The sequence below is a fragment of the Salinicola sp. V024 genome (assembly GCF_052645315.1).
The window spans coordinates 129,934-155,102 of the sequence record NZ_JBQXYB010000002.1; the positions used below are offsets into that span (position 1 = coordinate 129,934).

At 55.6% G+C, this 25,169-nt stretch carries 17 protein-coding genes; all 17 read left to right on the forward strand.

Features of this window, described 5'->3' with window-relative positions:
* Positions 1-3: 3 nt before the first annotated feature.
* The 17 genes from ACUN9V_RS04100 (at position 4) to ACUN9V_RS04180 (ending at position 25,168) form a co-directional block, all read left to right on the forward strand.
* Positions 4-1,920: a glycosyltransferase family 2 protein gene (locus ACUN9V_RS04100; protein ID WP_445510438.1), complete on the forward strand. Its 1,917-nt coding sequence runs from the start codon at positions 4-6 to the stop codon at positions 1,918-1,920.
* A 631-nt stretch (positions 1,921-2,551) separates the two neighbouring features.
* Entirely contained in the window at positions 2,552-2,716 is a 165-nt protein-coding gene (locus ACUN9V_RS04105; RefSeq protein ID WP_445510704.1) for a hypothetical protein, read from the forward strand.
* 79 nt (positions 2,717-2,795) lie between these two features.
* Positions 2,796-3,962 (forward strand): nucleotide sugar dehydrogenase, encoded by a 1,167-nt coding sequence (locus ACUN9V_RS04110; RefSeq protein WP_445510439.1) that lies wholly within the window; start codon positions 2,796-2,798, stop codon positions 3,960-3,962.
* Between the two features lie 190 nt (positions 3,963-4,152).
* Positions 4,153-4,932 carry an O-methyltransferase gene (locus ACUN9V_RS04115; RefSeq protein ID WP_445510440.1) on the forward strand — a complete coding sequence of 260 codons (780 nt, stop codon included), beginning with the start codon at positions 4,153-4,155 and terminating at the stop codon, positions 4,930-4,932.
* Positions 4,933-4,985: 53 nt separating this feature from the next.
* Entirely contained in the window at positions 4,986-6,122 is a 1,137-nt protein-coding gene (gene rfbB / locus ACUN9V_RS04120; RefSeq protein WP_445510441.1) for a dTDP-glucose 4,6-dehydratase, read from the forward strand.
* Complete coding sequence (gene rfbD / locus ACUN9V_RS04125) at positions 6,119-7,003, forward strand: dTDP-4-dehydrorhamnose reductase (protein WP_445510442.1); 885 nt, start codon at positions 6,119-6,121, stop codon at positions 7,001-7,003. The genes rfbB and rfbD overlap by 4 nt, the downstream gene beginning before the upstream one ends.
* Before the next feature lie 79 nt (positions 7,004-7,082).
* Positions 7,083-7,382, forward strand: a complete 300-nt coding sequence (locus ACUN9V_RS04130; protein WP_110691992.1) for a nucleotidyltransferase domain-containing protein — start codon at positions 7,083-7,085, stop codon at positions 7,380-7,382.
* Complete coding sequence (locus ACUN9V_RS04135; protein WP_445510443.1) at positions 7,379-7,858, forward strand: hypothetical protein; 480 nt, start codon at positions 7,379-7,381, stop codon at positions 7,856-7,858. Before ACUN9V_RS04130 ends, ACUN9V_RS04135 begins: the two co-directional genes overlap by 4 nt.
* A gap of 223 nt (positions 7,859-8,081) precedes the next feature.
* Positions 8,082-8,972, forward strand: coding sequence for a glucose-1-phosphate thymidylyltransferase RfbA (gene rfbA / locus ACUN9V_RS04140; protein WP_445510444.1), 891 nt, complete (start codon positions 8,082-8,084; stop codon positions 8,970-8,972).
* Entirely contained in the window at positions 8,969-9,529 is a 561-nt protein-coding gene (gene rfbC / locus ACUN9V_RS04145) for a dTDP-4-dehydrorhamnose 3,5-epimerase (RefSeq protein ID WP_445510445.1), read from the forward strand. Before rfbA ends, rfbC begins: the two co-directional genes overlap by 4 nt.
* A gap of 103 nt (positions 9,530-9,632) precedes the next feature.
* Entirely contained in the window at positions 9,633-12,311 is a 2,679-nt protein-coding gene (locus tag ACUN9V_RS04150) for a glycosyltransferase (RefSeq protein ID WP_445510446.1), read from the forward strand.
* Entirely contained in the window at positions 12,308-13,570 is a 1,263-nt protein-coding gene (locus ACUN9V_RS04155; protein WP_445510447.1) for a hypothetical protein, read from the forward strand. The genes ACUN9V_RS04150 and ACUN9V_RS04155 overlap by 4 nt, the downstream gene beginning before the upstream one ends.
* Before the next feature lie 10 nt (positions 13,571-13,580).
* Positions 13,581-15,206, forward strand: coding sequence for a hypothetical protein (locus ACUN9V_RS04160; protein ID WP_445510448.1), 1,626 nt, complete (start codon positions 13,581-13,583; stop codon positions 15,204-15,206).
* Between the two features lie 58 nt (positions 15,207-15,264).
* Entirely contained in the window at positions 15,265-17,454 is a 2,190-nt protein-coding gene (locus ACUN9V_RS04165) for a hypothetical protein (protein WP_445510449.1), read from the forward strand.
* 8 nt (positions 17,455-17,462) lie between these two features.
* Entirely contained in the window at positions 17,463-20,534 is a 3,072-nt protein-coding gene (locus ACUN9V_RS04170) for a glycosyltransferase (RefSeq protein WP_445510450.1), read from the forward strand.
* Positions 20,535-20,546: 12 nt separating this feature from the next.
* Positions 20,547-22,868 carry an alginate O-acetyltransferase AlgX-related protein gene (locus ACUN9V_RS04175; RefSeq protein WP_445510451.1) on the forward strand — a complete coding sequence of 774 codons (2,322 nt, stop codon included), beginning with the start codon at positions 20,547-20,549 and terminating at the stop codon, positions 22,866-22,868.
* A complete protein-coding gene (locus tag ACUN9V_RS04180) occupies positions 22,865-25,168 on the forward strand; it encodes a glycosyltransferase family 2 protein (protein ID WP_445510452.1) in 2,304 nt (767 codons plus the stop codon). Before ACUN9V_RS04175 ends, ACUN9V_RS04180 begins: the two co-directional genes overlap by 4 nt.
* Position 25,169 lies beyond the last annotated feature (1 nt).

The following is a 25,169-nucleotide window of genomic DNA, read 5'->3' on the forward strand; positions in this document are numbered from 1 at the left end:
CAAATGAATAAAACTGATTACTATGCTGTAAAAAAATCAAAGCTTATTAATTCGGCTTGGTACTTGCAGCAATATCCTGATGTTTCTATGGCTGGAATTGATCCGGTTCGGCACTATATGAAGTATGGGTGGCGTATGAAGCGTAATCCATGTCGCCGGTTTGATAGTGAGCTTTATTTATCCGATAACCCTGAAGTTGCAAGTTCAGGCCAGAATCCCCTGTTGCACTATATATATCATGGGCGAAAAGAAGGTAGGAGGACGAGTCTTGAATATCTTAATGATTTCGAGAGGGATTTAGAAAAACGGCTAAATGAACACCTATGGGGAGCCTACCCAAGCCATGCATCCAGAGATCTGCAAAATATTGTAGATTTAGAATTCTATGCAGCGTCTTTAAGAGCTAGGGCGGCGTGGAGTCTTGCTAGATGGGAGTTTTTTAACGCTAATTACGAGCGTTCTCTTTATCTAGTAAAGATTTCTGAGGAGCTAGATACAAGTAGTGCGAGTTCAAAAAAACACACCATTTTAAAGTCTTTCTGCTACCTCAATTTAGGTAAAGATGCTGCGGCAGCTCAGGAAATAAAGCGATACGAACAAAAGTATGGATACGATTCGGATTTGGGTCTTGTGTATGCTAATACATTGAATGGTGATTTGGTACGGCTTGAAGCGATAAATAAGTGCTTTGTTTCAAATGGGCTTTCGCCAATTAGTTTGCTTGACCCAAAAAAGGGGTTAAATTTTGAAAACTTGACTTCAATGGTGTTGGGTTCTGGCTTCGACTGCGGAAAAGTTACCGTTATTTTGCCGGTATTTAACTGTGAAAATAACATTGATGTTGCTCTAAGCGGGTTGGCATCACAGACTTATAAGAATATTGAGGTTATAGTAATAGACGACAAAAGTGATGATAATACTTACCAAAAAGCGCTAAAGTGGGCTGAGCTGGATTCTAGGTTTAATGTTTTCAAAGTTGACGAAAATGGAGGGGCGTATAAAGCCAGAAACGTCGGCTTAAAGTATATGACAGGAGATTACTTTACGACCCATGATGGAGACGATTGGTCCCATCCGCAAAAACTTGAGCTCCAAATTCGCTTTTTGGAAGAAAATCCCGATGTTGAAGCTGTCATGCTTCATTGGGTTAGAGCTCTTGAGGGGTTGTATTTCACTCCTAATTGGCGCCCAGGTAAAGAAATAATACACTGGAGTCATTCGTCTTTTCTGGCAAGGCGCAGAGTATTTGAAACATTAGGTGGTTGGGACAATGTTCAAGTTGGTGGTGATACTGAGTATATCTGGCGCGTCCAAGCTAAGTATGGCAAGTTGAGTGTTAGAAAGATACACCCTGGTATGCCTTTGTCATTTGCTATGGATGATGCTGGCTCTTTGACTAGAAATAAGGTCACTCACGTAAAAAGTATCCATTTCGGCCTTAGGCATATTTACCGTGAAATTTGCCGTTGGCGACACAAAAAGTCTAGTATGTCTCCTGTCTCAGGACATGTAGAACACTTCGCTAGCGGGTTTCCTAGCCCTAACAGAATGTTTTCACGAGATCCCATTATGCTCTCTTTTGATGAGCTATATGTTTCTGATTTTTCAGATAAGAAGTTATCTCAGCCGGTTTTCGACGCTATTAGTCAGTTGGATAGAGACGAAGTTAGCAGAGTGGCGTTTTTACATCTGCCTAAGTACGAGACTGTGCCCGGCAGGTTGTTGGATTCTTATTTCAGTGCGCTTGAAAGTGGAGTCGTTCCAGTTGTGCTTGGCGAATACATTAACGCCGAAAAAGTAATGGTAGCTTCTAACCTGATGGAGGGCGGAGCTTCGGAGTTGCGTTCGTCTATTTCAAGTTTTGGGAGGTGCTATTATTTTGGTGATGACTCATTTGAAGAGTATGCTGTGCATACTTAGTGCCTGTTTTTATTTTATTGACTTTGCCATTAGATTTTGCAGACTGCTTTGGTCCACGTAAAAGTGAAAATCGCTCATCTTTTGGGTCTGCACGATTTTTAATGCTGGGACTCTGCTTTTTGGTGTTGCAAGTTTTGCTTTAATTTTGTAGTGGTTTGTTGTTGGTGGCGTCTGACGTTAAAATAGGTTATATCTTTTATTAAAAGCAGCTTTTTTGTTAGCGCCAATGACGGCTGTAGTTTATTTTATCCAATGGTTCGAACTGCATTGACTTGCTGCTCAACAAGCTGGGTTGGTAAGTCGGCTGGCGCTGTGATCTGTGCGTAAGCTAGTTGATATTTCCATAAAATACCTAATGCACGGCGTTTTCACGAACAGGTTAAGGTGCGCGCTGAGTCAGAACGTAGTTGTGAAATAAATGAGTAGTCCTGTAGCCTTAAAGTATCTGGTCGATACTGACAACGCCTCGTGGAAATCATGGTTTTCTATAGAAATGTTGTCAGTAATCATCAAGTTCGCGACAATAATCTACGACAAGTAGGCATCGAAAGGCTACCAGTAGACACTGGACAACATTGATTACCAGGCGGCACAGAGTAGTGATCCTCTAATCCAGCCGTCGGTGAAAGAAGTGGTCGGTGCAGTAGGTAATGAGCTGGGGCATGATGTTCGTGTTTTGCTGCGTAAATCCGGCACCGAGCCCCCCATTCGCGTTATGCTCGAAGCGACCGACGCCGAGACTGCCGAAACTGCAGCCTCGAAAATTGCAGAGCAGATTCGCCACTCCGTAGACTAGGCACTTTGATGCGGTGCCTGCGCTACGGGTGAGCCAGCTAGCTGAAAAATTGTAAATAGTATCGATAAGGATATTGAGTATGAAAGTCGCTGTTGCTGGAACAGGCTATGTAGGTCTATCCAACGCCGTATTGCTGGCTCAGCACCAGGAAGTGGTGGCAGTGGATGTCGTTGCCGAAAAAGTAGAGCAGATCAATGCACGCCAGTCGCCCATTGAAGATGCTGAGATCGAATCGTTCTTTCGGAACAAGAAGTTGAACCTCACCGCGACCTTGAACGGTCAGGAGGCGTATCAGAACGCCGAGTTCGTGATCATCGCCACACCAACGAACTATGACCCGGTCAATAACTACTTCGATACCTCCAGTGTCGAGTCGGTCATTCAGAGCGTAATGGCGGTCAACCCCGAAGCGGTGATGGTGATCAAGTCCACCGTCCCGGTGGGTTACACCAAGGAAGCCTGCGAGCGGTTCGGCACCAACAACCTGATCTTCTCGCCGGAGTTCCTGCGTGAAGGCAAGGCACTTTATGACAACCTGCACCCGTCACGCATCGTCGTGGGGGAACGCTCCGAACGCGCCGAGCGCTTCGCCAACCTGCTGAAGCAAGGCGCGGTAAAGCAGGACATTCCCACGCTGTTCGTGGATAGCACCGAGGCAGAGGCGATCAAGCTGTTCGCCAATACGTATCTCGCCATGCGCGTGGCTTACTTCAATGAGCTGGATACCTACGCCGAAACCCATGGTCTGAACACCAAGCAGATCATCGAAGGGGTGGGGCTCGACCCGCGTATCGGCACGCATTACCACAACCCGAGTTTCGGCTACGGGGGTTATTGCCTGCCCAAGGATACCAAGCAGCTGCTGGCCAACTACGTAGACGTGCCCAATAACCTGATCGGTGCCATCGTCGAAGCGAACCGTACCCGAAAGGATTTCATCGCCCAGGCGGTGCTTAAGCGCAACCCCCAGGTCGTGGGTGTCTATCGCCTGATTATGAAATCGGGTTCGGATAATTTCCGTGCCAGCGCCATGCAGGGCGTGATGAAACGCATCAAGGCCAAGGGCGTGGAAGTGGTCGTGTACGAGCCGGTGCTGGAAGAAGACGAGTTCTACGGTTCGAAGGTGATGAGGGATCTCGAGGCGTTCAAGCAGCGCTGTGACGTTATCATCGCCAACCGCCTGATGGATGACATCGCCGATGTGCGGGATAAAGTTTACACACGTGACCTGTTCGGTAACGACTGACTCGATTAGCATCGAGACTTCCTAATGCTTCCGGGGCCACGGCATGAGCCAGAATAAGACTAACGCAAGCCCGTCAGACAAGCTATCGCCCGCCGAGGCCCTAGAAACGTCGCGACTTGCAGCCTTTAATAAGTCGTTGGAATTCCGGCTGGGGAAGCTCCAGTCCTCCTTGCTCTCAAAGCAGCAGGAGATGGATCGTCAACTTTACCGGCAGTTCGAGGCGTTTCACTGGCTCACAAAGCGGCTCAAGATTCAGGGTCGCTTGCCCCCGTTACGTGGTTGGCCGCTGTCGCCAGATGTGCTGCTGGAACTCCATGAATGGATCATGGAGACTCGGCCCAGGCTGATCGTGGAGTTCGGCAGCGGTTCGTCGACGCTGGTGATTGCTGATGCTTTGTCCCAGGTCGGTGCCGGTCGGCTGGTTTCGATCGAACATTCCGCGCATTACGGCCGGCAGACGCAGGCCAATCTCGAGCGAGAAGGGCTGAGCGAATGGGTCGACTTGCGCATCGGCGAGCTGGAACCGTGGCAGGGTGAGCATCTCAACAACCGAGAAGACCAGACCGTCAGCTGGTATCCGGTGGCGCTGCTCGAGGATCTGCAAAATGTCGATTTCGTCCTCATCGACGGCCCGCCGGCCAAGACGTGCGAGTTCGCCCGCTACCCAGCGGTGCCGGCGTTGATCGATAAGCTTTCCCCCAACGCGGCGGTCTGGCTGGACGACGCCGCGCGCGGTGAAGAAAAGCGGATCTGCCAGAGTTGGACCGAAGTTTTCGGGGGCTCCTTCGAGATGGTGCCGATGGAGAAGGGGCTTGGCGTGTTTACCTTCGAGCGTAAGCCTTCTGTCGATACCGATACCGATACCGATACCGATACCGATACGTCAGGCAATACCAATACCCGCATCGAAACGCCGGACGATACCGATTCCGATACCCGCACCGAAACGCCTGGCGATGCCGAGCGATGAACTTTCCTTCCTTGTGAACCCTGGCCGATCCGGCCAGGGTAGATGATTTCCCTATGAGTCTGACTTTTCTGGTGACCGGTGGCGCGGGCTTCATCGGTTCCGCCGTCGTTCGCGAGCTGATCGGCAATACCGAGCATCGTGTCGTCAACGTCGACAAGCTCACTTATGCGGGCAACCTGGAATCGCTGCCCGCGTTCGTGACCGATAGCGCGCGTTATCGTTTTCATCGGGCCGATATCGGTGACCGAGAGGTGATGGCGCGCATCCTCGAAGAGGCGCAGCCGGACGTGATCATGCATCTGGCGGCGGAAAGCCATGTCGATCGCTCCATCGATGGCCCGGCGGCCTTCGTTGAAACCAATATCGTCGGCACGTATCAACTGCTGGAAGCGGTGCGAAGCTACTGGCAGGCGTTGACCGAGCGAGACGCCAGCCGCGCTCAGCGGTTTCGCTTCCACCATATCTCGACGGACGAGGTCTACGGCGATCTCGCGCCCGAAGATCCGCCGTTTGCCGAAGCCCACGCCTACGCGCCGAGTTCCCCCTACGCTGCCAGCAAGGCGAGCGCCGATCACTTGGTGCGGGCGTGGCGGCGCACCTACGGCCTGCCGACTCTCGTTACCAACTGCTCCAACAACTACGGCCCGTATCACTTCCCCGAGAAATTGATCCCGCTGATGATTCTCAACGCGATCGCCGGCAAGCCGTTACCGGTCTATGGGGATGGTCTCCAGGTACGGGACTGGCTCTACGTCGAAGATCATGCGCGGGCGCTCGTCCATGTCGCGACCCAAGGCGAAGTTGGGGAGACGTACAACATCGGTGGCTGCAACGAGGTTCGCAACATCGATGTCGTTCGAACCGTCTGCCAGTTGCTGGAAGTGTTGAAGCCCGAAAAACCCGCCGGGGTGGGGCGTTACGCGGACCTGATCACCCACGTGACCGATCGCCCGGGTCACGATACCCGCTACGCGATCGACGCGGGCAAGCTGGAGCGCGAGCTGGGCTGGCGCCCGCAAGAGACGTTCGAAAGCGGCCTGCGCAAGACGGTGGCGTGGTACCTGGAAAACCCGCAGTGGTGGCAGCGCATTCAGGATCAGCGCTACCAGGGTGAGCGGCTGGGGCTGGCTGCTACCGTGGATGACGCCCCCGAGACTCCAGCCAAGAACGGCGGGGCGAATGACGCATGAAGATTCTGATTACGGGCGGCAGCGGCCAGGTCGGGTTCGAACTGTGCCGAACGCTTGCGCCATTGGGGCCCATTCTGGCCCCGAATCGCCAGGCGCTGAATCTGGATCGCGCGGATGACGTTGCGGCTTATCTCGAGCGTCATCGGCCTGATTTGATCGTCAACGCCGCCGCCTTCACTGCGGTGGACGCAGCGGAAAGCCAACGGGAGGCCGCCGAGCGGCTCAATGTCGGCTTGCCCTTGCAACTGGCGACCCACGCTCGTGAGCATGGCGTCCCGCTGGTTCATTACTCTTCCGACTACGTCTATCCCGGTAACGGCGACACGGCCTGGCAGGAAGGCGACGCTACCGGGCCGTTGTCTCATTACGGGGCAACGAAGCTGCAGGGTGACGAGGCGATCCAGCAAAGCGGCGCGGCGCATCTGATTCTGCGCACGAGCTGGGTGTACAGCGCGCGCGGCAGGAACTTTCTCGATACCATGCTGCGCCTGGGCCGGGAACGCGAACGTCTGTCTATCGTCGATGACCAGATCGGGGCGCCTACGCCGGCTCGGCTGATCGCCACGGTGACGCTGCTGGCGTTGCGCGAATGGCAGCGCGGTGCGTTGGAAGGCGGTCTCTATCATCTGGCGTCGCGAGGAGAAGCCAGCTGGCATGAGTTCGCGAGCGAGATTTTTCGCCAGGCCATCGCGGCGGGGGAACCGCTGGCAATCTCGCCTGAGGCGGTCTCCGCGATCCCGACCCGCGATTACCCGACGCCGGCCCCGCGCCCGCTCAATTCGCGCCTGGCGGTCGACAAGCTGGAAACCGCGCTGGGGATCACCTTACCGGATTGGCAAACGCAATTGGCCTTGACGCTGGAAGAGTACCTCGCACCCTAGCAGCCCGGTCCATGCCGGGCTTGGCATCTCGACGAAAATGCTACAGTGGGTTCGTTTTCGCCCTTGCTGAGGAGGCATCATGCGGCTTTCAGACAGAGAGATCGGCGCCATCAAAAATGCGGTAAGAGACGTCGTTGGCCGAGATGCACAGGTCAGGCTGTTTGGTTCTCGTACCGATGACGCTGCCAAGGGAGGAGATATTGACTTGATGATTACGGTAGACCGTGCCATCGAAAATCCCGCGTGGGCAATCGCCAGGGTCGAAGCCAAAATTATTCGTCAACTTGGTGAACGCAAGATAGATGTCGTTCTCAACGCGCCTAACATGACCAAGGCATTGATTCATCGCATTGCCCAGGACAAGGGGATGCTGTTATGAATCTCGCGCCGGAAACACAGGCTCGATTGGCCTTCCTTGTACGGGTCGTTGATAAGGAAATAAAACATCTGGACTATGCAGATAGCCAGACTTTTTCGCCCTCGCTTAGCTTGAAGGCCGTAGAGGGCCTTGACGAGAATCCAGAGCTGGCGCTTAGGCTGGAGGCTTTTACCAGCCGGTTTTGTCGGCTTCAAGATACGCTCGGTGATAAGCTTTTGCCGGCACTACTCGATGCTCTCGGTGAACCCGTTAAGGCCTTGCTTATCAATCTGGATAAAGCGGAAAAATATGGTTGGCTGGAATCAGAGGAAGAGTGGTTAAGCCTACGTCAGCTGCGCAATAAAATGATCCATGAGTATATTGAAGATGCTGATATTCTTCACAGTTCACTGATCACCGCTCACGAAAGACTGGGTGTGCTGAAAAAGTTTGCTGGAAATCTGACTTCGCAGGTTCAGCAGTTACAGGAATGGTAATTACACCCTTAGAAAATCCGCAGATTCATGTGGCGACGCACACGGAAGTCGTGAAGGCGTACCATCTCGATGGCCGCAACTAAATCCGCCATATCGAAGTCGTTTGGGCCGTCTGAGAGTGGTGATTGATGAGCCCGAAAGCCAGAGCGAATTGGCCGATCGATCGGATCACCGGCTGTCTGATCAGTATGCAGAACGCTCTAGTGATGAATAAGGATTCAAGATGACACGCAAAGGAATTGTGCTGGCCGGGGGCACCGGCTCGCGTCTCTTTCCGATGACGCTAGGCACGTCCAAGCAGTTGCTACCGGTTTACGACAAACCGATGATCTACTATCCGATCTCGGTGCTGATGTTGGCGGGTATTCGCGAGATTTTGATCATTTCTTCACCGGATGCACTGCCGCAGTACCGCCAGTTGCTGGGTAGCGGTGAGCAGTTCGGCGTCAGCTTCGAGTATGCCGAGCAACCGGCGCCGGAAGGGCTCGCGCAGGCGTTTTTGATCGGGGAGTCGTTCATCGGTCAGGATTCGGTGTGCCTGGTGCTGGGCGATAACGTCTTCCATGGTCAGCACTTCTCCGAGCAGTTACGCGTTGCCGCGCAAAAGCCGCATGGTGCGACGATCTTCGGCCAGTGGGTCAAGGATCCGGAGCGCTTCGGCGTGGTGTCGTTCGATCACTCCGGCCAGGTTAAAAACATCGAGGAGAAGCCCGCGCAGCCGCAATCTCCCTATGCCGTTACCGGGCTCTATTTCTACGATAACGACGTGGTCGAGATCGCCCGCGGCGTCACGCCCTCGGCGCGGGGCGAGCTGGAAATCACCTCGGTCAACAATGCCTATCTCAAACGGGGCGATCTGTACGTCGAACGCCTGGGCCGGGGCTTCGCCTGGCTGGATACCGGGACGCCGGAAAGTCTGATGGAAGCCAGCCAGTACGTACAGAGCGTGGAGCACTGCCAGGGATTGAAAGTCGCCTGCCTCGAGGAGATCGCCTGGAACAGCGGCTGGCTGGATGACGATGCACTGCTGGCATGCGCCGCGATGTTCGAGAAGACCGGCTACGGCGAGTATCTGGCACGTCTGATTTCTCAGCAGAAGGCAGGTTTCGCATGAACTATGAACCGCAAGCGATACCCGAAGTCGTCCTGCTGACGCCGCGCCGTTTCGAAGACGAGCGCGGCTTCTTCATGGAAACGTTTCGTCAAAGTACCTTTCAGGAACACTGTGGCGAGCACACCTTCGTGCAGGACAACCACTCCCGCTCCGCTCGCGGCGTGCTGCGAGGGTTGCACTATCAGATTCGTCAGCCTCAGGGAAAACTGGTGCGCGCCGTGGTGGGTGAGATTCTGGACGTCGCGGTCGACCTGCGAGAACAGTCCAAGACCTACGGCCAGTGGGTCCGCGCGCGCTTGAGCGCCAGCACCGGCCAGCAATTGTGGGTACCGCCGGGCTTCGGTCACGGGTTTCTGGTGCTGAGCGAGGTGGCCGAGGTCGTCTATAAAACCACGGATTACTACGCACCTGACGCCGAACGTGCCGTTCGCTGGGACGACCCCGATCTGGCGATCGACTGGCAGCGAGAGGCGTGGTCCTGGCATGGCGAACCGGAACTCTCGGCCAAGGATCTGGCTGCTCCCGGTTTCTCCACGGTCAGTGATTCAAGAACGTAGCCACCGTTCGAAGCGATGCCGGCTCATGAGAGCGGGTAAAAGCTCCGAGTGGCGCTTGAATCCATTCATGTTATCGAAGCTGGGCAACGAGGAAGATGCTTCCATGTATTTGAAGAAAATCGAGTTTGTCAGAAGTTCAGGGTTTTTCGATGAAAGCTGGTACGTAAAGCAGTACCCGGACGTGAAGAAGTCCGGCCTCGACCCGGCTCTGCATTATCTGAAGTACGGCGAACCGTGGGGACGGCAGCCGTCGCGCTTCTTCGAGCCCAACTACTATCTGAGAAACTATCCGGATGTGCAGTTCTCGGAAACCGGGCCGCTCCTGCACTACCTGATGCACGGCATGAGAGAAGGTCGTCGGCCGGCGAGTAAAGTCTCGCGGCAGTCGGTAGAAAACGCGAAGCAGCAGAGCCGGCGTTCGAAGAAGAAACAGGCTCAGCGCATCAAGGACATCGTCGCGCGGATCTACGATCTCGAATTCTCGAACGTGGCGGTGCCGGAACTCGAGGCCATCGTTCGGGATGAAATTGGAACTTCGCGCCAGCTCGCGCTGTGGGAACTTGGGCTGTGGTACTCCGCGCAATCGACCTCGGCGAGCTTGAGCAAGGCCGGCGCGTTCCTCGAAGCCTTCATCGATTCCACCAAGGATGAAGCCTCGCAAGCGCTGGCGAGAAAGCTGCTTTCGCAGGTTCATGCCAAGTCCGATCGACCTGTGCAAGCGCTCGCCGTATTGGCGGAAGTGCCGGCAAGTCTGAGAGACGACGATTGGCGCCTTTGCCATATCAACGCCGAGCCGGATTTGCTGGCACGGCTGGCCGTCGTCAACGAGCTGTATCAAAGCCACGGGCTCGAGCCGATTCATCTATCGGGAAATGAAACGGCGGGTTTCTACGAGCGTGTTCGGGCCCGGGCCACTACTGCCAGTCCATCGAACTCGCTGGTAAGTGTCATCATTCCCGCTTACAACGCGGCCCAGACGCTGCCGACGGCGATCGAATCACTGCTGGCGCAATCTCATCGCGAGTTGGAGATCATCGTCAGCGATGATGCCAGCACCGACGACACGGTGCAGGTCGCCGAACGTTACGCGGCGAAAGACTCTCGTATCCGTGTGCTGCAAAGCGAGATCAACCAGGGGCCTTACGCCGCGCGTAACCACGCTCTGGATCACTGCGCCGGCGATTACGTCACCACGCACGATGCCGACGATTGGTCACACCCACGCAAGCTCGAAATTCAGGTGGCGCATCTGGATGCCAACCCGCAGATCGTTGCCAACTGCTCGCGTCAGATACGTCTGGAAGAAGATGGCCGTATCTATCTCCGGCCCAAGTCACGCACGTTTGTGCTGATGAACCTCTCGTCGCTGATGTTCCGCCGGCAGCCGGTGGTCGAACGGCTCGGCTACTGGGATAAGGTGCGTTTCGCGGCGGACTCGGAATTCCTGGCGCGCATGCGCGAAGCCTTTGGGCGGGAAGCGGTGGAAACGCTCGACGGCGCGCCACTGTGCTTTCAGCGTCAGGCCGAGGGTTCGCTCACGGCAGACAGCGCGTTCGGCTACCTGGGCTTCAAGACCGGAGCTCGCAAGGAGTACGACGAATCGGCCGCTTATGCGCGCAAGCAGAGCCACTCGCTTCGCTACGGCGCGGAAGGGGCGGCGAAGCACTTTGCCAGACCCAGCCCGATGTTGCCGGACAAGGGCGTCAGCCGAACGCACTACGATGTCATCATCGCGTCCGATTTTCGTCTGCCAGGTGGCACGAGTCACTCCAACATCGAGGAGATCAAAGCGCAGCGCTATTTCGGCCTCAAGACCGGGCTGCTCAACCTGCCGCGTTACGATCTCAACCCGGGCCGCAAGATCAACGACAACATTCGTAACCTCGTCGACGGCGAGTCGGTGTCGTTCGTGGTGCAGGGGGAATCGGTCACCTGTGACCATCTGGTGATTCGTCATCCGCCGGTGGTGCAGCATCTGCAGGATCGTATCCCGCAGGTCTCGGCCAAGCGCGTTTCGGTCATCGTCAATCAGCCGCCGAAGCGGGAATACAGCGAAACCGGTGCGACGCTCTACGATATTCCCACGTGCCATCGCAATATCGTCAAAGCCTTCGGCGTTGAAGCAAGCTGGCACCCGATCGGCCCGCTCGTTCGGGCATCGCTGTTCGACCATCACGCGGATGAATTGGCCAACATCACCCTGGGCGACGAGGACTGGGTCAATATCATCAACGTTGCCGAGTGGCAGCGGGCGCCTCATACGCCGGGCGACGGCCCGATCCGTATAGGCCGTCATTCTCGCGATCAGTACGTCAAATGGCCGGAATCCGCCGAGGTACTACGCGAGCTATACCCGGCTGACGAACGTTTCAGCATTCACGTACTGGGTGGGGCAAAAGCCCCGGCAGAAGTGCTGGGGCATCTTCCGGACAACTGGGTCGTGCATGAATTCGGCTCGGTTCATCCCGCCGAATTCCTCAAGGATCTGGACTTCTACGTCTACTACACCCACTCGGACTGGATCGAAGCCTTTGGCCGCGTGATGTTCGAAGCCATGGCGGTGGGCGTGCCGGTGATCATCGATCCCAAGTACAAACCGCTGTTTGGGCCGGCTGCTATATATGCAGAGGCCTCCGGCGTTACCGAAGTCATAGGTAGCCTAGCGTCTTCTCCTGATCTGTATCAGCGACAGGTTGATATTGCCCATAATTTCGTAGTCCAAATGTTTGGCTATTCTGCTCACAAGAAACGCTTGAACCTACTAACGGAGCGAGAAGAGTGAGAAGTAAAGGCGAACTCTTTTTCGAAGAACTGGCTGAGAAAAGGCCTCTGGAAATAGCGACGAGAAAGAACCTCGACGCTATAGCGAACTTATATAGTCGGGTAAAGAAGCAAGGAGCGCAGTCGTCCGGTTTGGAAGAAGTCTTGTCTGCTGGCTACTGGGCTCAAAACTCTCAGGTTGCAGATGAAATATTAGGATTTCTTAAGATTTATAATTTGATAAAGCTATGGTTTGAGAAAGGCAAGTTGGCCAAGCTTAAGTTGTCTGACGTCAACTCTAAATCTCGAAAAGAGCTGTTTGACTTGGCGAGTCGCGCAATTGAAGGCGGTGATGTTCAAGAGCGGGCTCCAATGGCAGCTGAATTCTTTTGTGGTTTGTTAAAAGAATTTTGTTTTGGCGATGTGGTCGCTCTAAAGCGAGCAGTGACGCGCATTAGTTGTAACGAAGAAGTGTTTAAGGTTTTTTGTTCTCTCGAACAGGGAATGAGTACGTTTTTGCCTGTGAAGCATGAGTTATATTCAGTTGCTGAATTGGGAGATATCCAAAAATTACATTCCTCAGCGCCAGCAGATCCGCGATTTTTGTGTCTTTATAGCGTAAACTTGGGATATTTTAACAAATATTTTAACCAGATAGTGGCAGCATCAAAAGCTTCGTCCGCAACTGGCGGTTCTGTAACTGTCAATGTGGTAAGAGAGAAGGGGGGGGAAGCTGACAAAGATATAATGGAGTATGAGAGTATCGTTGAGACAATACGTTTAACATCAGTTGGAAGTTCGAGGTACAATCTTCAGATTAATGAGGAGTGGCGATCCTCAACTTGGCGAAACGCTAAAACATACTATGCATGTAGTCGTTTTTTGAGGGCCAGGGAGAATATTGAAGATTTGAAATGCCCTATCTTTTTCCCGGACGCTGATAGTATGCCAATGAATTCAATTCAAAAGTTTTTGAAAAGCTTTGATAGTTGGTCTTGCGGAATAGGTGTGACTCGTGGCATTAGGGCCATTTATCCATGGCGAAGAACATTGGCTTCACAGCTGTTTATCAATAAAGAATCTGGTTTGGATGTTTTGCACAATGTGGAAAATTTTATGCTAAGTCAGGGTGGTGCTGAAAAAAACTGGTTTTTAGATCAGAACGCTATTTTTGACGCTGTTAGCGGTATGTGCGGGCAGACCAATGACTTTAAGGTCTTCGATCAGGGCGAATCGGGTTTCCCCTTTATACAAAAAAGAAACACGACTAGTTTCGCTTGAGGTGAATGATATGGCACATGGATGGTTGGCATCGTCATCTTTTTCCAGCAATCCAAATCATTTCAATGGGGTGGCATACACAGAAGATAGTGCCATACTTGGTACCCGAGGGTTCAATAAATATGTCCAAGAAAATGGGGTAGAATCTTTCCTGGACGGGCACCGGGGAGGCAGGTTTTTTGCTTTCTTAAAACATGGAAAAACCGCTTTTGCGATAGTGGACTCCATGGGGCAAGATACACTTTTCTATTATTCTAACGGCGCTGATTGGGCTATTTCTAATTCAGTGCTAACTCTTGCAGAGTATCTCAAAAGTATAAGCGTTCCTCTATCCCTTTATGTGCCTGCATTTCTTTCGTTGCTGACAGGTCAAAATAGCGGAGTTGGTTCTCAATTGGTGTCTAATAACACTCCAATTGCTGAGATCAAAGTGCTGCCTATAGGCAGGCGTGTAGAAATAAATGATTCGGGGTTCTCCATAAAACAAGACTCTGATCTAATTGTGGCTTCAGAGAATAGTTATCGAGATTTGCTAGTCAGCTCCTTGGCGGATAGTGTGCATCAGATAAATTCCTTGCGTGCTTCAGGTATTTCAATAAAGGCTGATCTATCAGGAGGGCAGGACTCGCGCGCTGTTTTTGGTCTCCTAATGCATTCGTGTTTCAATCATAAGCAAAAGCCTCGCATTGTATCCAATCCAAGGAAGAAAGACGATTATGTAGTGGCGCAGTCACTAGCCAAATATTATGGCTGTGATTTGTATTCTAATACTGGTGGAGCGAGGTCTGGAAAATTAAATGATGCTTACAGTGCTTGGAAGACGGCCAACTTTTGCAATTACTTGCCTGTCTACATTCCGAGCTCGGATGAGCCAGATTATTCGTCTATAAAAGCAAACGGTGCAACAGCTTTAGTCAAGAATTTTGCACGTATGAGCCCATTAGAGCATTCTTATAAATTAAAAGAAAAAGCGATTGACTCTGATGCGGCCGAGTTAATCGCTAACGAGTTTCTAGGCTCTTTCGATTCTCTTGACGTTGATAGAGAAGATCCTAGCGCCATGGATTATTTCTATCTGAACTTCAGGTCGCGGTTCCATTATGGTAGAAATTGGTATGCATCACTTATGACCCCGCTTTTTTCTCCACTAATGGATCCCAGGCTTTTTAGAGCATCTATGCTTACATCATTAGAAAAGCGCCGGCGCGGCACTTTGTTTATGGATATTCTTCTAGCAATTGATCCGATATTAGCGCTCCATCCTTATGATCAAGCAGAAAAAGCTTTTTCTGTAAGCAGTATTAGTGGTTCAGAGTTTTGGGGGAAGTCAGCAGGTGTCAATTGGAAAGATGTTAATGAAAAACCTTTTCTGAAAGTCTATGCAGGCGCTGCAGTTGAAAGTCGTAGTGACGTGCCTGCGAAGCATTCATTTGTAGAGAGCGCTTTCGTGGAAAAGATGAGGTCGGATGTCGAGTTTTATTCAAAAAGCTCCGGGCTTGTTAATAAGTATTTTGGCCGTAAGATGATTCAAACTGCTGTGAGTGAGTTGAGTTCAAGCAAAAAATTATCGGATAAAACGCGTCTTGCCTCACAGCTAATTTTCTGTGGAATGCTTGATGAGTTGATTTCTGTATAAAAGAAGCTTTTGGTTATCGACATCTTTTGGTATTGGAAATTCAAGTCAGGGGTAAGTGATGAAGTTAAGCAAACAGGATGGTGGTGACCTTCGCAGTGCTCCGCTTCAGTCGCTGGCGCAAGGATCCATGTTCTGGCGTCCGGATCATGTAGAGCAGTCGCCGTGGCTGGATCACCTGCCCTTAATGTTCTGGTTGATGGAGGCAATGGCTCCCAAGAGGTGTGTGACTCTTGGAGTTGGGCCGGGAAGTCCGCATCTGGCTTTCTGTCAGGGTGTTCAGCGGCTGGGGCTCGACAGCGAGTGCCTGTTGATCGCTGCGGACCAGGACGAGATGGCAGGTGAACTGCATGCCAGGGCGGACCGCCGTTATGGCGCGCTGGCGGGGCGAATCAACGTGTCGCCCCGGCGTGGCGCCAAGCAGCTGGAAGAGGGGAGCATCGATATCCTGGCCTTGGATATTCCCCCCGACGACGAGGACATGGAGGATGTGCTCGAGCGATGGCTGCCTCGTGTCTCCGAGCGTGGCGTGATTCTGATCCCGGGTATCAATCGTCGTGAACCGGGCTGCATCGCACATCAAAACTTCCTGGCGCTGCAGAATATTTATCGCTCCATCACCTTTCATCATGGAGACGGGCTAGGGGTCTTGATCGTTGGCGAGAAGCCCCCCGCGTTACTGGAAACATTAATGTCTCGCTGGAATTCGCCGACAGCGGCACGAACCGTTCGTGAGGTGTTCGCCAGATTGGGTCGCGCTTCGGTGGACCAAGCCATGGCCGATACGCAGAAGGCGCGTTTGCATAGTGTCAAGGAGCGCTTGGAAACCGTCGAGCAGGAACGTCTCGAGCGAGTTGCGCTACTGGCGCAGTTACAGACCCAGTTGAAAGAACGCGACGATTATCTCGAAGAGCTGGAAGCTGATAAGCTGCATTTGGCAGAAGAGAACGCCGATACGCAGCGCAAGATTCAGGGGTTGCAATCCGAGTTGGCGCAAGTCCGTATGGAACTGAGCGACAAGGACTCCGCCTATCAAGAAGTCGAACAGCAAAGGCGCGTGCTCGAAACCACCGTGGCTGAGCGTGATTCTTTGATTGCCGAGAAAGAGGCCAGTATCCAGACGCGGTTTCGTGAACTGGCAACAATGACGAATATTGCCGAAGAAGCCGATCGTCAGACGCAGGTCTTCAAGAATAAAGCAGATCTTTTCAATGAGAGAAACGAGGCTAAGAAACCAGAATTAAAGGCACTGAGAAAACAGCTTAGAAAGCTGGACAGCGAAAAAGCCGCTTGGCAATCAGAGAAGAGTGAGCTTTTAGCTCAGGCCCAGACGACCGAGAGCCTCCAGATCGAGTATGAGCAGGCTCTCGTTAAAATGGCCGAGCTGGAAGCACTGGTTAGCTATCGTGATGCCGATTTACAACAGGCAGAAGAAAGCCTGCGCGAGACAAATGCGAGGAGAGGGGAAGTCGTTAGCCAACTCGAGGAACGGTTGGCATCATTAAAGGCGGACAAGAAAGTCTCTGATCGTAGCGTGGCCGAGCTGGAAGCACTGGTTGGCTATCGTGATGCCGAGTTACAACAGGTAGAAGAAAGTCTGCGCGAAACGAAACAGGCAGAAGAAAGCCTGCGGGAGACAAATGCGAGGAGGGGGGAAGTCGTTAGCCAACTCGAAGAACGGCTGGCGTCATTGAAGGCGGATAAGAAAGACTCTGATCGCAGCGTGGCCGAGCTCAAGAAACTTCTCAAGAAGCGTGAAAAGTCCTTGGCGAGCCGTTTTGATGAGCTGGGTTCGCTAACCGCGGCAATGGAAGAAAAGGATAAAGAGCTTACCCTGCTGAAAGGGGGGGCTGACGGGCGGGCGCGTCAAGGCCAGGCAACGACGAAACCGGGTTCTTCCGCTGGCTTGTTGCACTTCCCTACGTTCAGGGGCAAGTCCGAAAGGCGAAAAGATCTGGAACGCAAGCGCCGTAAACAGCAGGAGTCGCTCGCGGAACTCGAAGCCAGCGAATGGTTCGATTCTCAATGGTATCTCAAGCAGTACCCGGATATCGCCAGCGATGATAGGTATAGCTCGAATCCCGCGCTTCACTATTTGAAGTTCGGCGGTTTCGAAGGCCGCGATCCTTCGCCGCATTTCGACAGCGCGGGTTATCTGGAAGCCTATCCGGACGTGGCGTTCACCGAAATCAATCCGCTGCTGCATTTCATTCGAGACGGCATTGGAGAGGGGCGCTCCCCGCGACCGTGACTCATCCCATGATCGGACATCTCAAACGATGGTTCGGCATCGGCGGTCAGAGACCCGACCCTGACGCCACGCTCGTGGCGAACTCCGGCTGGTTCGATGCCGATTGGTATCGCCTGCAGGCCCAGTCGGCGGGAATGACGGTTCGCGCTGACGATGCCGTGCGTCATTACCTGCGCGAGGGCGGCAACCGTGGGTTGGCGCCATGCCCGCTGTTCGATGCCGCGTGGTACCTGAGCGCCTACCCGGATGTTGCGAACGCCGGGCTCAATCCGCTGGTTCATTTCCTGAAGTTCGGTCAGATGGAGGGGCGGTTGCCGCGACGTAACCGCGCGCTCGCCCGTGATTTTCATCTCTGGCGTGGCGCCGGCCCGGTCATGCTCGAGCGGCTTCAGCGGCTGAGCGAAGCCGAAGATGCCACGGAAGAAGAGCGCCACCACGCACGTTGGGCGCTGGCGCGCTGGTGGGCGTGGCAGGGCGAGCCAGGCAAGGCGATCGATTATCTTCTTCGTGACGGGGAATTGATTGCCTGGCCCAGAAGTCCGGCGCCGGCGTTGCTCGCGCTGGAGTGTCTGGCTCATGTGGGCGCGGATGTCGAGCGGATGGCCGTGCCCCTGGCCGTCCTTGATCGTGATTGGCCGCAAAGCGCAAACACGGCGCTGGCGCATGCCAACGTCTCGGCGGTGTCAGGAGCGGCGCTGGAAAAACGTCTCGAGTGGATCAATGCGCCCTGGCGGCTTCGGGCGTTGCCGACGGTCGGCATCTCGCCCGGCGATGAGGCGCTGATCGATCGGCTCGTCAGCGACACGTCGACGTTCGAGCCGATCCGCACCGAGCGCGGGCCGTTGGTCAGCGTGATCTTGCCGATCTTCAATGCGTCCAGAACGATCTCGACGGCGATCCGCAGTTTGTTCGCGCAGCGCTGGGGTCGGTTGGAGATCATCGCGGTCAACGATGCGAGCACGGATGACACCTCGGAGGTGCTCTCGCGGTTGCAGCAGGCGTGCCCGCCGGGCATGTCGTTCCGGATCGTCGATCAAGCGGAAAATCGCGGTGCCTATGCGGCGCGCAACGCGGGCCTGGCGGTGGCGCAAGGCGAGCTGATCACGACGCACGACAGTGATGACTGGTCTCATCCCGACAAGCTGGCACTTCAGGTGGCCGCGCTCGTGCGGGGCGCTGGCCCGGCGAACATCAGTTTCTGGTCGCGGGCGACGCCTGCGTTGATGTTCCATCGTTGGCGTCTCGAGGACGAAGGCTGGGTGCACCGTAACCTGTCGTCACTGATGTTTCGCCGCGAGGTGTTCGAACGGCTGGGGTTCTGGGACGAGGTTCGCGTCAACGCGGATTCCGAATACCTGGCCAGGATCGAGGCGGCCTATGGAGCGGATTCAGTCGCAGAGGTGGAGCCGGATCTGGCGCTGGCATTCGGCCGGGCTTGCGAGTTTTCGTTGAGCCAGCATGGTGAGACGCACCTCAGCACGCAGTTCGAGGGCGTGCGGGCGCAATATATGGCCGCCGCCCGGCGCTGGCATGAACGCGCCAGGGCGAACGGTGATTTCTATCTGGCGGCGGGCGCCGAGTCGCGGCCGTTCCCGGCCCCGCTGGCGTTTTTGCGTGGCGAACCGAGTGTGGCAAGCGATGACGATCGAGATCTCATCGAGGACTCCGGCTATTTCGACGCCGGCTGGTATCTGCGGCGCTATCCGCAGCTGCAGGACACCCGCATCGAGGCATTCGATCACTACTGGCGGGAGGGTCGGTTTACCAGTCACGATCCGGGTCCTGATTTCAGCCAGTCCGGCTATGCCCGCCAACTGGGCGAGGCGATTGCCCTCGAAGACGCTCTGGTGCATTTCCTGCGCAACGAGCGCTCGGCAGGGTTGAATCCGCTGCCGGTGATCGACGGTCAGCAGACTCGCGGTGGCGATGCCACAGATGCCACGACCGTGTTGCTTTGCGGGCATCAGGCTGGAACCGAGCTCTACGGCGCCGAGCGGAGCCTGATCGACGTTGCCAGCGGCCTCGATGAGTTGGGGTATCGCGTTCTCGTCGTGCTGCCCACGGCCGTCAATGCGTCCTACATCGAGACCCTGCGCCAAAGCTGCAGCGCGATTGCGATACTGCCGTTCGGCTGGTGGCAAAAGGGGCGCCCGCCGGAGCCTGTCACGGTCGGGCATTTCGAGCGTTTGATCGAGCACTACGCGGTTGACCTGGTGGCCATCAACAGTCTGGTTCTGGATGAGCCGTTGGCGGCGGCCCGGCGCCGTAGCCTGCCGGTCGCCGTTCATCTGCGGGAACTGCCGCGGCGGGACCTGGCGCTCTGCGACACGCTCAATGGCGATGCGCAATGGATCATCGAGACCGTGCGACAACGCGCGGATCTGTTGATCGCCAACTCTGGGTTCACGGCGTCCCAGTTCGTGCTGGAGGGCGAGCCGGCAATTCGGATCGCGACCGTCCCCAATACGATCGACATGGCGCCATTGCTGGCGCTGCCGTCTCCCGACATGACCGAGGCGGGTGAGCTGGTGGTCGGCATTCTTTCCAGCGGCCACGCCAACAAGGGGCTTGCCGATCTTGAGACACTAATGGCAGCGCTCGACGAAAGAGAGTTGGCGGTGCGAATCATCGTGTTCGGGCCAGTCACGCCGGCGCTGGAGGCGCTCTGCCAGCGCCGCGGCGAAGACACGTGTGCGAAAGTCGAGCTGGCCGGTTACGTGACGTCTCCGGCGGCAGCATTAGCTCGCGTCCAACTAGTATTGAGCCTCGCACGTTTTCAGGAATCTTTTGGTCGGACGGCACTGGAAGCAATGGCGGCCGGACGGCCGTTCATCGGGTATCATCGTGGCGCGCTGCCCGAGGTGGTGGGAGAAAACGCCGGCGTACTGGTGCCGTTTGGCGACATCCCTGCCCTTGCCGATGCGCTCGCCGGTTTTATCGAATCGCCTGCTCGGCTCTTGTCGATGGGGCAGCAAGGCCGGGAGCGCGCCGTGGCACAGTTTGGATGGAAATCGTTCGTGGCTTCATTGGAAGAAGCCTATTCAGCAGTCTCCCGCAAGCCGGGAGCGCGACAGATGTGATTGGAGTCATTGGTGAAGCTGGCTATCGCTGCAATTGTCAAAGATGAGATCGATTCGCTGGCCGAATGGATTGCTTTTCACCGGGTCATCGGTGCCGACTATTTTTTGATCGCCGACAATGGCAGTACGGACGGTACCAGGGAGTATCTCGAATCGCTGAGCGGCGGCGACTGGTTGCAGACCATCAGTGTGGCGACACCGCCGGATCGGGCACCACAGCTCGTCGCCTATCGCGAACTCACGGCGCTTTGCCCGGAAGACGTGGATCTCATCGCCTTCATCGATGCCGACGAATATATCCTCCCGGTACCGGCAGCGGGTGAAGAGACTTTTGACCCGCGTGCCAGGATGCATCGTTGGCTCGAGGTGCGGTTCGGTGACGGCGAGGTCGGTGCCATCGCACTCAACTGGTGCTGTTTCGGCTCGTCCGGGCATCGATTTCGCAAAGAAGGGCTGGTAATCGAACGTTTCCAGCAGCGCGCCAGACAGGGCTTCGGCCCCAACCATCACTACAAATCCATCGTGCGGCGCACGGCGCTCGACAGGATGCAGAACCCGCACCACCCCGGATTGACCGCCGGCACGATGCTCAATGCCAAGGGTAAGCCGTTCGAGTACCGTCTTTCCCGCGAAGGCGTGCTACGCCGGGGCCTGTCGGAAGAGATCGTGTGGGACGAAGTTCGCCTCAACCATTATCTGGTGAAGTCGGTCGAGGAGTTCGTGCTCAAGAAGGCGCGTCGGGGCAGCGCGGCGACCGTCGGCTACACCAAGACGGCGGTCTATTTCGAACGTCACGACAAGAACGACGAGCCGTGCGGGATGGCCGCCGCCCTGGCGCCGCGGGTTCACGACGAATTACGGCGGTTGGAAACGATCGTCGAGCTCGATCGTCGTCTGGCGGGTGTCGAAGCGCCCGCCGAACCCAGGAAGGATCGCCCGTTCTTTCAGCGCAAGCGTGCCGAACCGTCGTCGCCGGTTCGGCGCCTTGTCGTGGATTATCCGCAGGAGGAAGGGTTGGCTCGGATCGAAGGCGGCCAGACCCTGGTGCAGGGCTGGCTGTTTCTGACCGACGAATTCGCCGATTTCAACCCGGATGCGCGTCTGATCGCGCGCTGGTCGCCGGAATTCGAATTGCGGCAATCGCTATCCAAAAAGCGTGCCGATGTGGTCGCGCACTTTGGCTACGAGAACCCGGAGGATCACCCGCAACTGCAGTGCGGTTTTCAATTCTTTTTGCCGTTGGGTATCAACCACTGTGAACTCGAGCTAGAGCTCGGGCACCAGCGCTGGCCGTTGCAGACGCTGAAAATCCGAACGAAAGCGCAGGCGCCGCAGGAATCCGAGAAGGTGCTGATCGGCAAGAACGACTGGCTCTTTCTGCGGGCGGATACCAACCTCAGCCTGGAGCAGCACCGCGGCAACCTGCTGTTGACGCCAGCCGGCCTGCAGAGCTGGAGAGCCTATTTCCATGCGCTGGAGGCGATTGCCAAGACGCACGAGGCGGAGTGCCGGGTTCTGGTCACGCCTTCCAAGGAGACGGTGCTGGAAGAGGCCTACGGGACGCCCCGGGCAAGCCGTACCGCGATCGACCAGATCCTGCAGCTGGCGTCTAGCACGACGCTGTATCCGGTCGACGTCTTGAAGGCGCTCGGCGATGAGAGCTTCTATCGAACCGATACCCATTGGACTCACAAGGCGGCGATGAAGACATCGGTCGAGCTGGCGGTATCGTTGGGTATCGATCGCAAGGCGCTCGAAAAGCGGTTCGAAAAAGACCGCTACCGCGAGGTCTCGCACAAGGGGGATCTCGGCGGCAAGCTCGAGCCGCCCGTTCTGCAGCCGGTGAAGATTCTCAAGACGTTCTCGAATCAGCGCCTTAAGGTCTACGATAACGCCATACCCAATTTTGGCCGTCTCGCCATTTTCGACAACGACGACCCGCTCGACGACGGCGTTCTGCTGCTTTGCGGGGCATCTTCTAGTGCCGGGCTGTTCAATTATCTTTCGCGAATCTTTGCCCGAGTGATCTTCGTACACACCGCCGGCAATCTGGATGTAACGCTGATCGAGGAGTTCAAGCCGGACTTTCTCATCATGCAGACGACGGCCAGGTTCGCGATTCGTCCGCCGATCACCGACTTCTCGTTCGAAACGTCGTTGAGACAGAAAATCGCGTCACTGGATTCGGAAGCACTGCAAAAGATCGAAAAGAAACGCGTCGTCGCCGATGCTGCGACGGCCAATCCGCCTTGGGAACGCTGGGAAAATCTCTATCAACGCTATGCCACCGAGCGACATGCTCAGCAACATCGGCACGGAGGTGATGCCCCATGAAACCCGATCGTCGTATGGCTATCCGATCGCGCCAGTTCAGACTGCGCTATCCCCGTTTCAGGACCCGCCCCGGGCTGATGCCCATGGGGCAGATGCGTCCGGTCGTCGATAACGATACCCCCGAAAGCGCCGACTACGATTGGCGCGTCGGCGAAGGCGAAGGCAATTTCATTCTGCTTGGGGATCGGCCGACTGCAGGCTGGAACATGATCGAGCTGGGGATCACTCACGATCAAAGATCGGCCGCGGCTTGCATCACATTTGACCTTGGGCGCGGTTTCGAACGGCGCCACAGTATTTTTCTGGTCATTCGGCGCGGCAAGGTCTCCAAGCGTGTCTGCTTCGTGCCTTACGGGACGAAGCGCATTCGGCTCGAGCCACTCGTCGGCCAGCAGGGCCAGTTCCGGATCGAGCATTTCAACTTCGTCTGGCTGACGCCGCGGTTCGCCTATGGCCGCATGATCAATCGGTTGGCGTACGCCGATAAGCGTTTCCACGAAGTCGACGAGAAAGCGATCGTCCGCTCGCTCAAACAGGAAGGCAAGGAAGAGGGCATCAGCTGGAAAAAGCTGATGGGCGCCTACTACGAAGCGACGTTCATTCATTGCGCACCGGAAACCAGCTACGAGTACTGGCAGGAACATATCGAAATTCTGCGGGAGCCTTCGGCGAACAAGGTCGCCCGGCAACAGGCGCAGTTTCAGAATCCGATCGAGCTTGCCGTCGTTCTGATACCCAGCGGTAAAGAAGCCCTGGCGGCGGGGGACCATCATCAGTTGCTCGAGTCGGTTCGCTCGATAACCGAGCAGCGTTATCCCCACTGGCATCTTTACCTCGCGGAGTCTCTACTCGAGGCGCACGATGGTCAGACATGGGCAGAACGCGTGGTGGCTCGAGACGGCAGAATCCGCCGAGTCACCGGTGGTGTGGGCGAGGCAGTCAAGATGGCCTGCGATCCGAACGGCGAGTCCTGTCACTACGTCATGTTCGTGCGCGTTGGCGATCGATTGGGGCTTAACTCGCTTTTCCATATTGCCAACCACTGCCAGATAACACCGGATGCGGCGCTCATCTACGGCGATGAAGATATCATCGACGCCAGCGGTCAGCGGACGGCGCCCAACTTCAAACCGCACTGGAATCTCGATTTTCTGCTGGCCACGAATTACATCGGCCATGCCGCCGCCTTTGCGAAGGATCAGCTCGAATCACGCTTGCAGGTATTCTCGCGCGAAGGCGGTCTCGAGCTGCATCGACTGCTGCTGGAGCTGATCGTTGGCGTGGACGAGACCAGAATTCATCACGTGCCGTTCGTGATCTACCACAACGCCGAAGCCAACCGGGTTTCGCCGGAGCGGCGCATCGACGAGAGCCGTGAAGCCATTTCGGCCTACGTCGAAAGCGTGGATCCTCAGGCGATGGTCAGCCCGGCCGGGGACAAGGGCTGTCGAATCGCCTGGTCGGTCCCTGAACCCGCGCCGCTGGTTAGCCTGCTGGTGCCGACGCGAGACCGTGTCGAGATTCTCAAGCCGTGCGTGGATACGCTGCTGGCCCTGACGAGTTATCCCCACTACGAGGTAATCATTCTCGATAACGGCTCCACCTGCGTGGAAACGCTGGCCTACATGGAGGCCATCGAGAACGACCCGCGTGTTCGCGTATTACGCTACGACAAGCCGTTCAATTACTCCGCCATCAACAACTTCGGCGTGCGGCATGCCAAGGGATCGATCATCGGGCTGGTCAACAACGACATCGAACCCATCAACCCCGACTGGCTGACCGAGATGGTCGGCCATGTCTGCCGACCGGATATCGGCTGCGTGGGTGCCAAGCTCTATTACCCCAACGACAGCGTGCAGCATGGCGGCGTGATCCTCGGTTTGGGGGGTATCGCCGGCCATGCCCATCGGTTTTTCCCGAGAGCGCATCCTGGCTATCAGAACCGGTTGAGCCTGGTCCAGAACCTGTCGGCGGTGACGGCGGCCTGTCTGCTGGTGCGGCGTGAGGTCTACGATGAGGTCGATGGACTCAACGAACGCGATCTCACGGTCGCCTACAACGATGTCGATTTCTGTTTGAAGGTCCGCGAGAAGGGCTATCGCAATCTGTGGACGCCGTTCGCCGAGCTTTATCATCACGAATCGATCTCTCGCGGGGCCGACGACAATCCGGTCAAGCAAGCGCGCGCCAAGCGCGAGGTGGATTACATGCGCCGCCATTGGCGCGAGGCACTTCAGCAGGACCCGGCTTATAATCCTAATCTCACGATGAGCTATGAAGATTTCTCGCTGCGCTGAT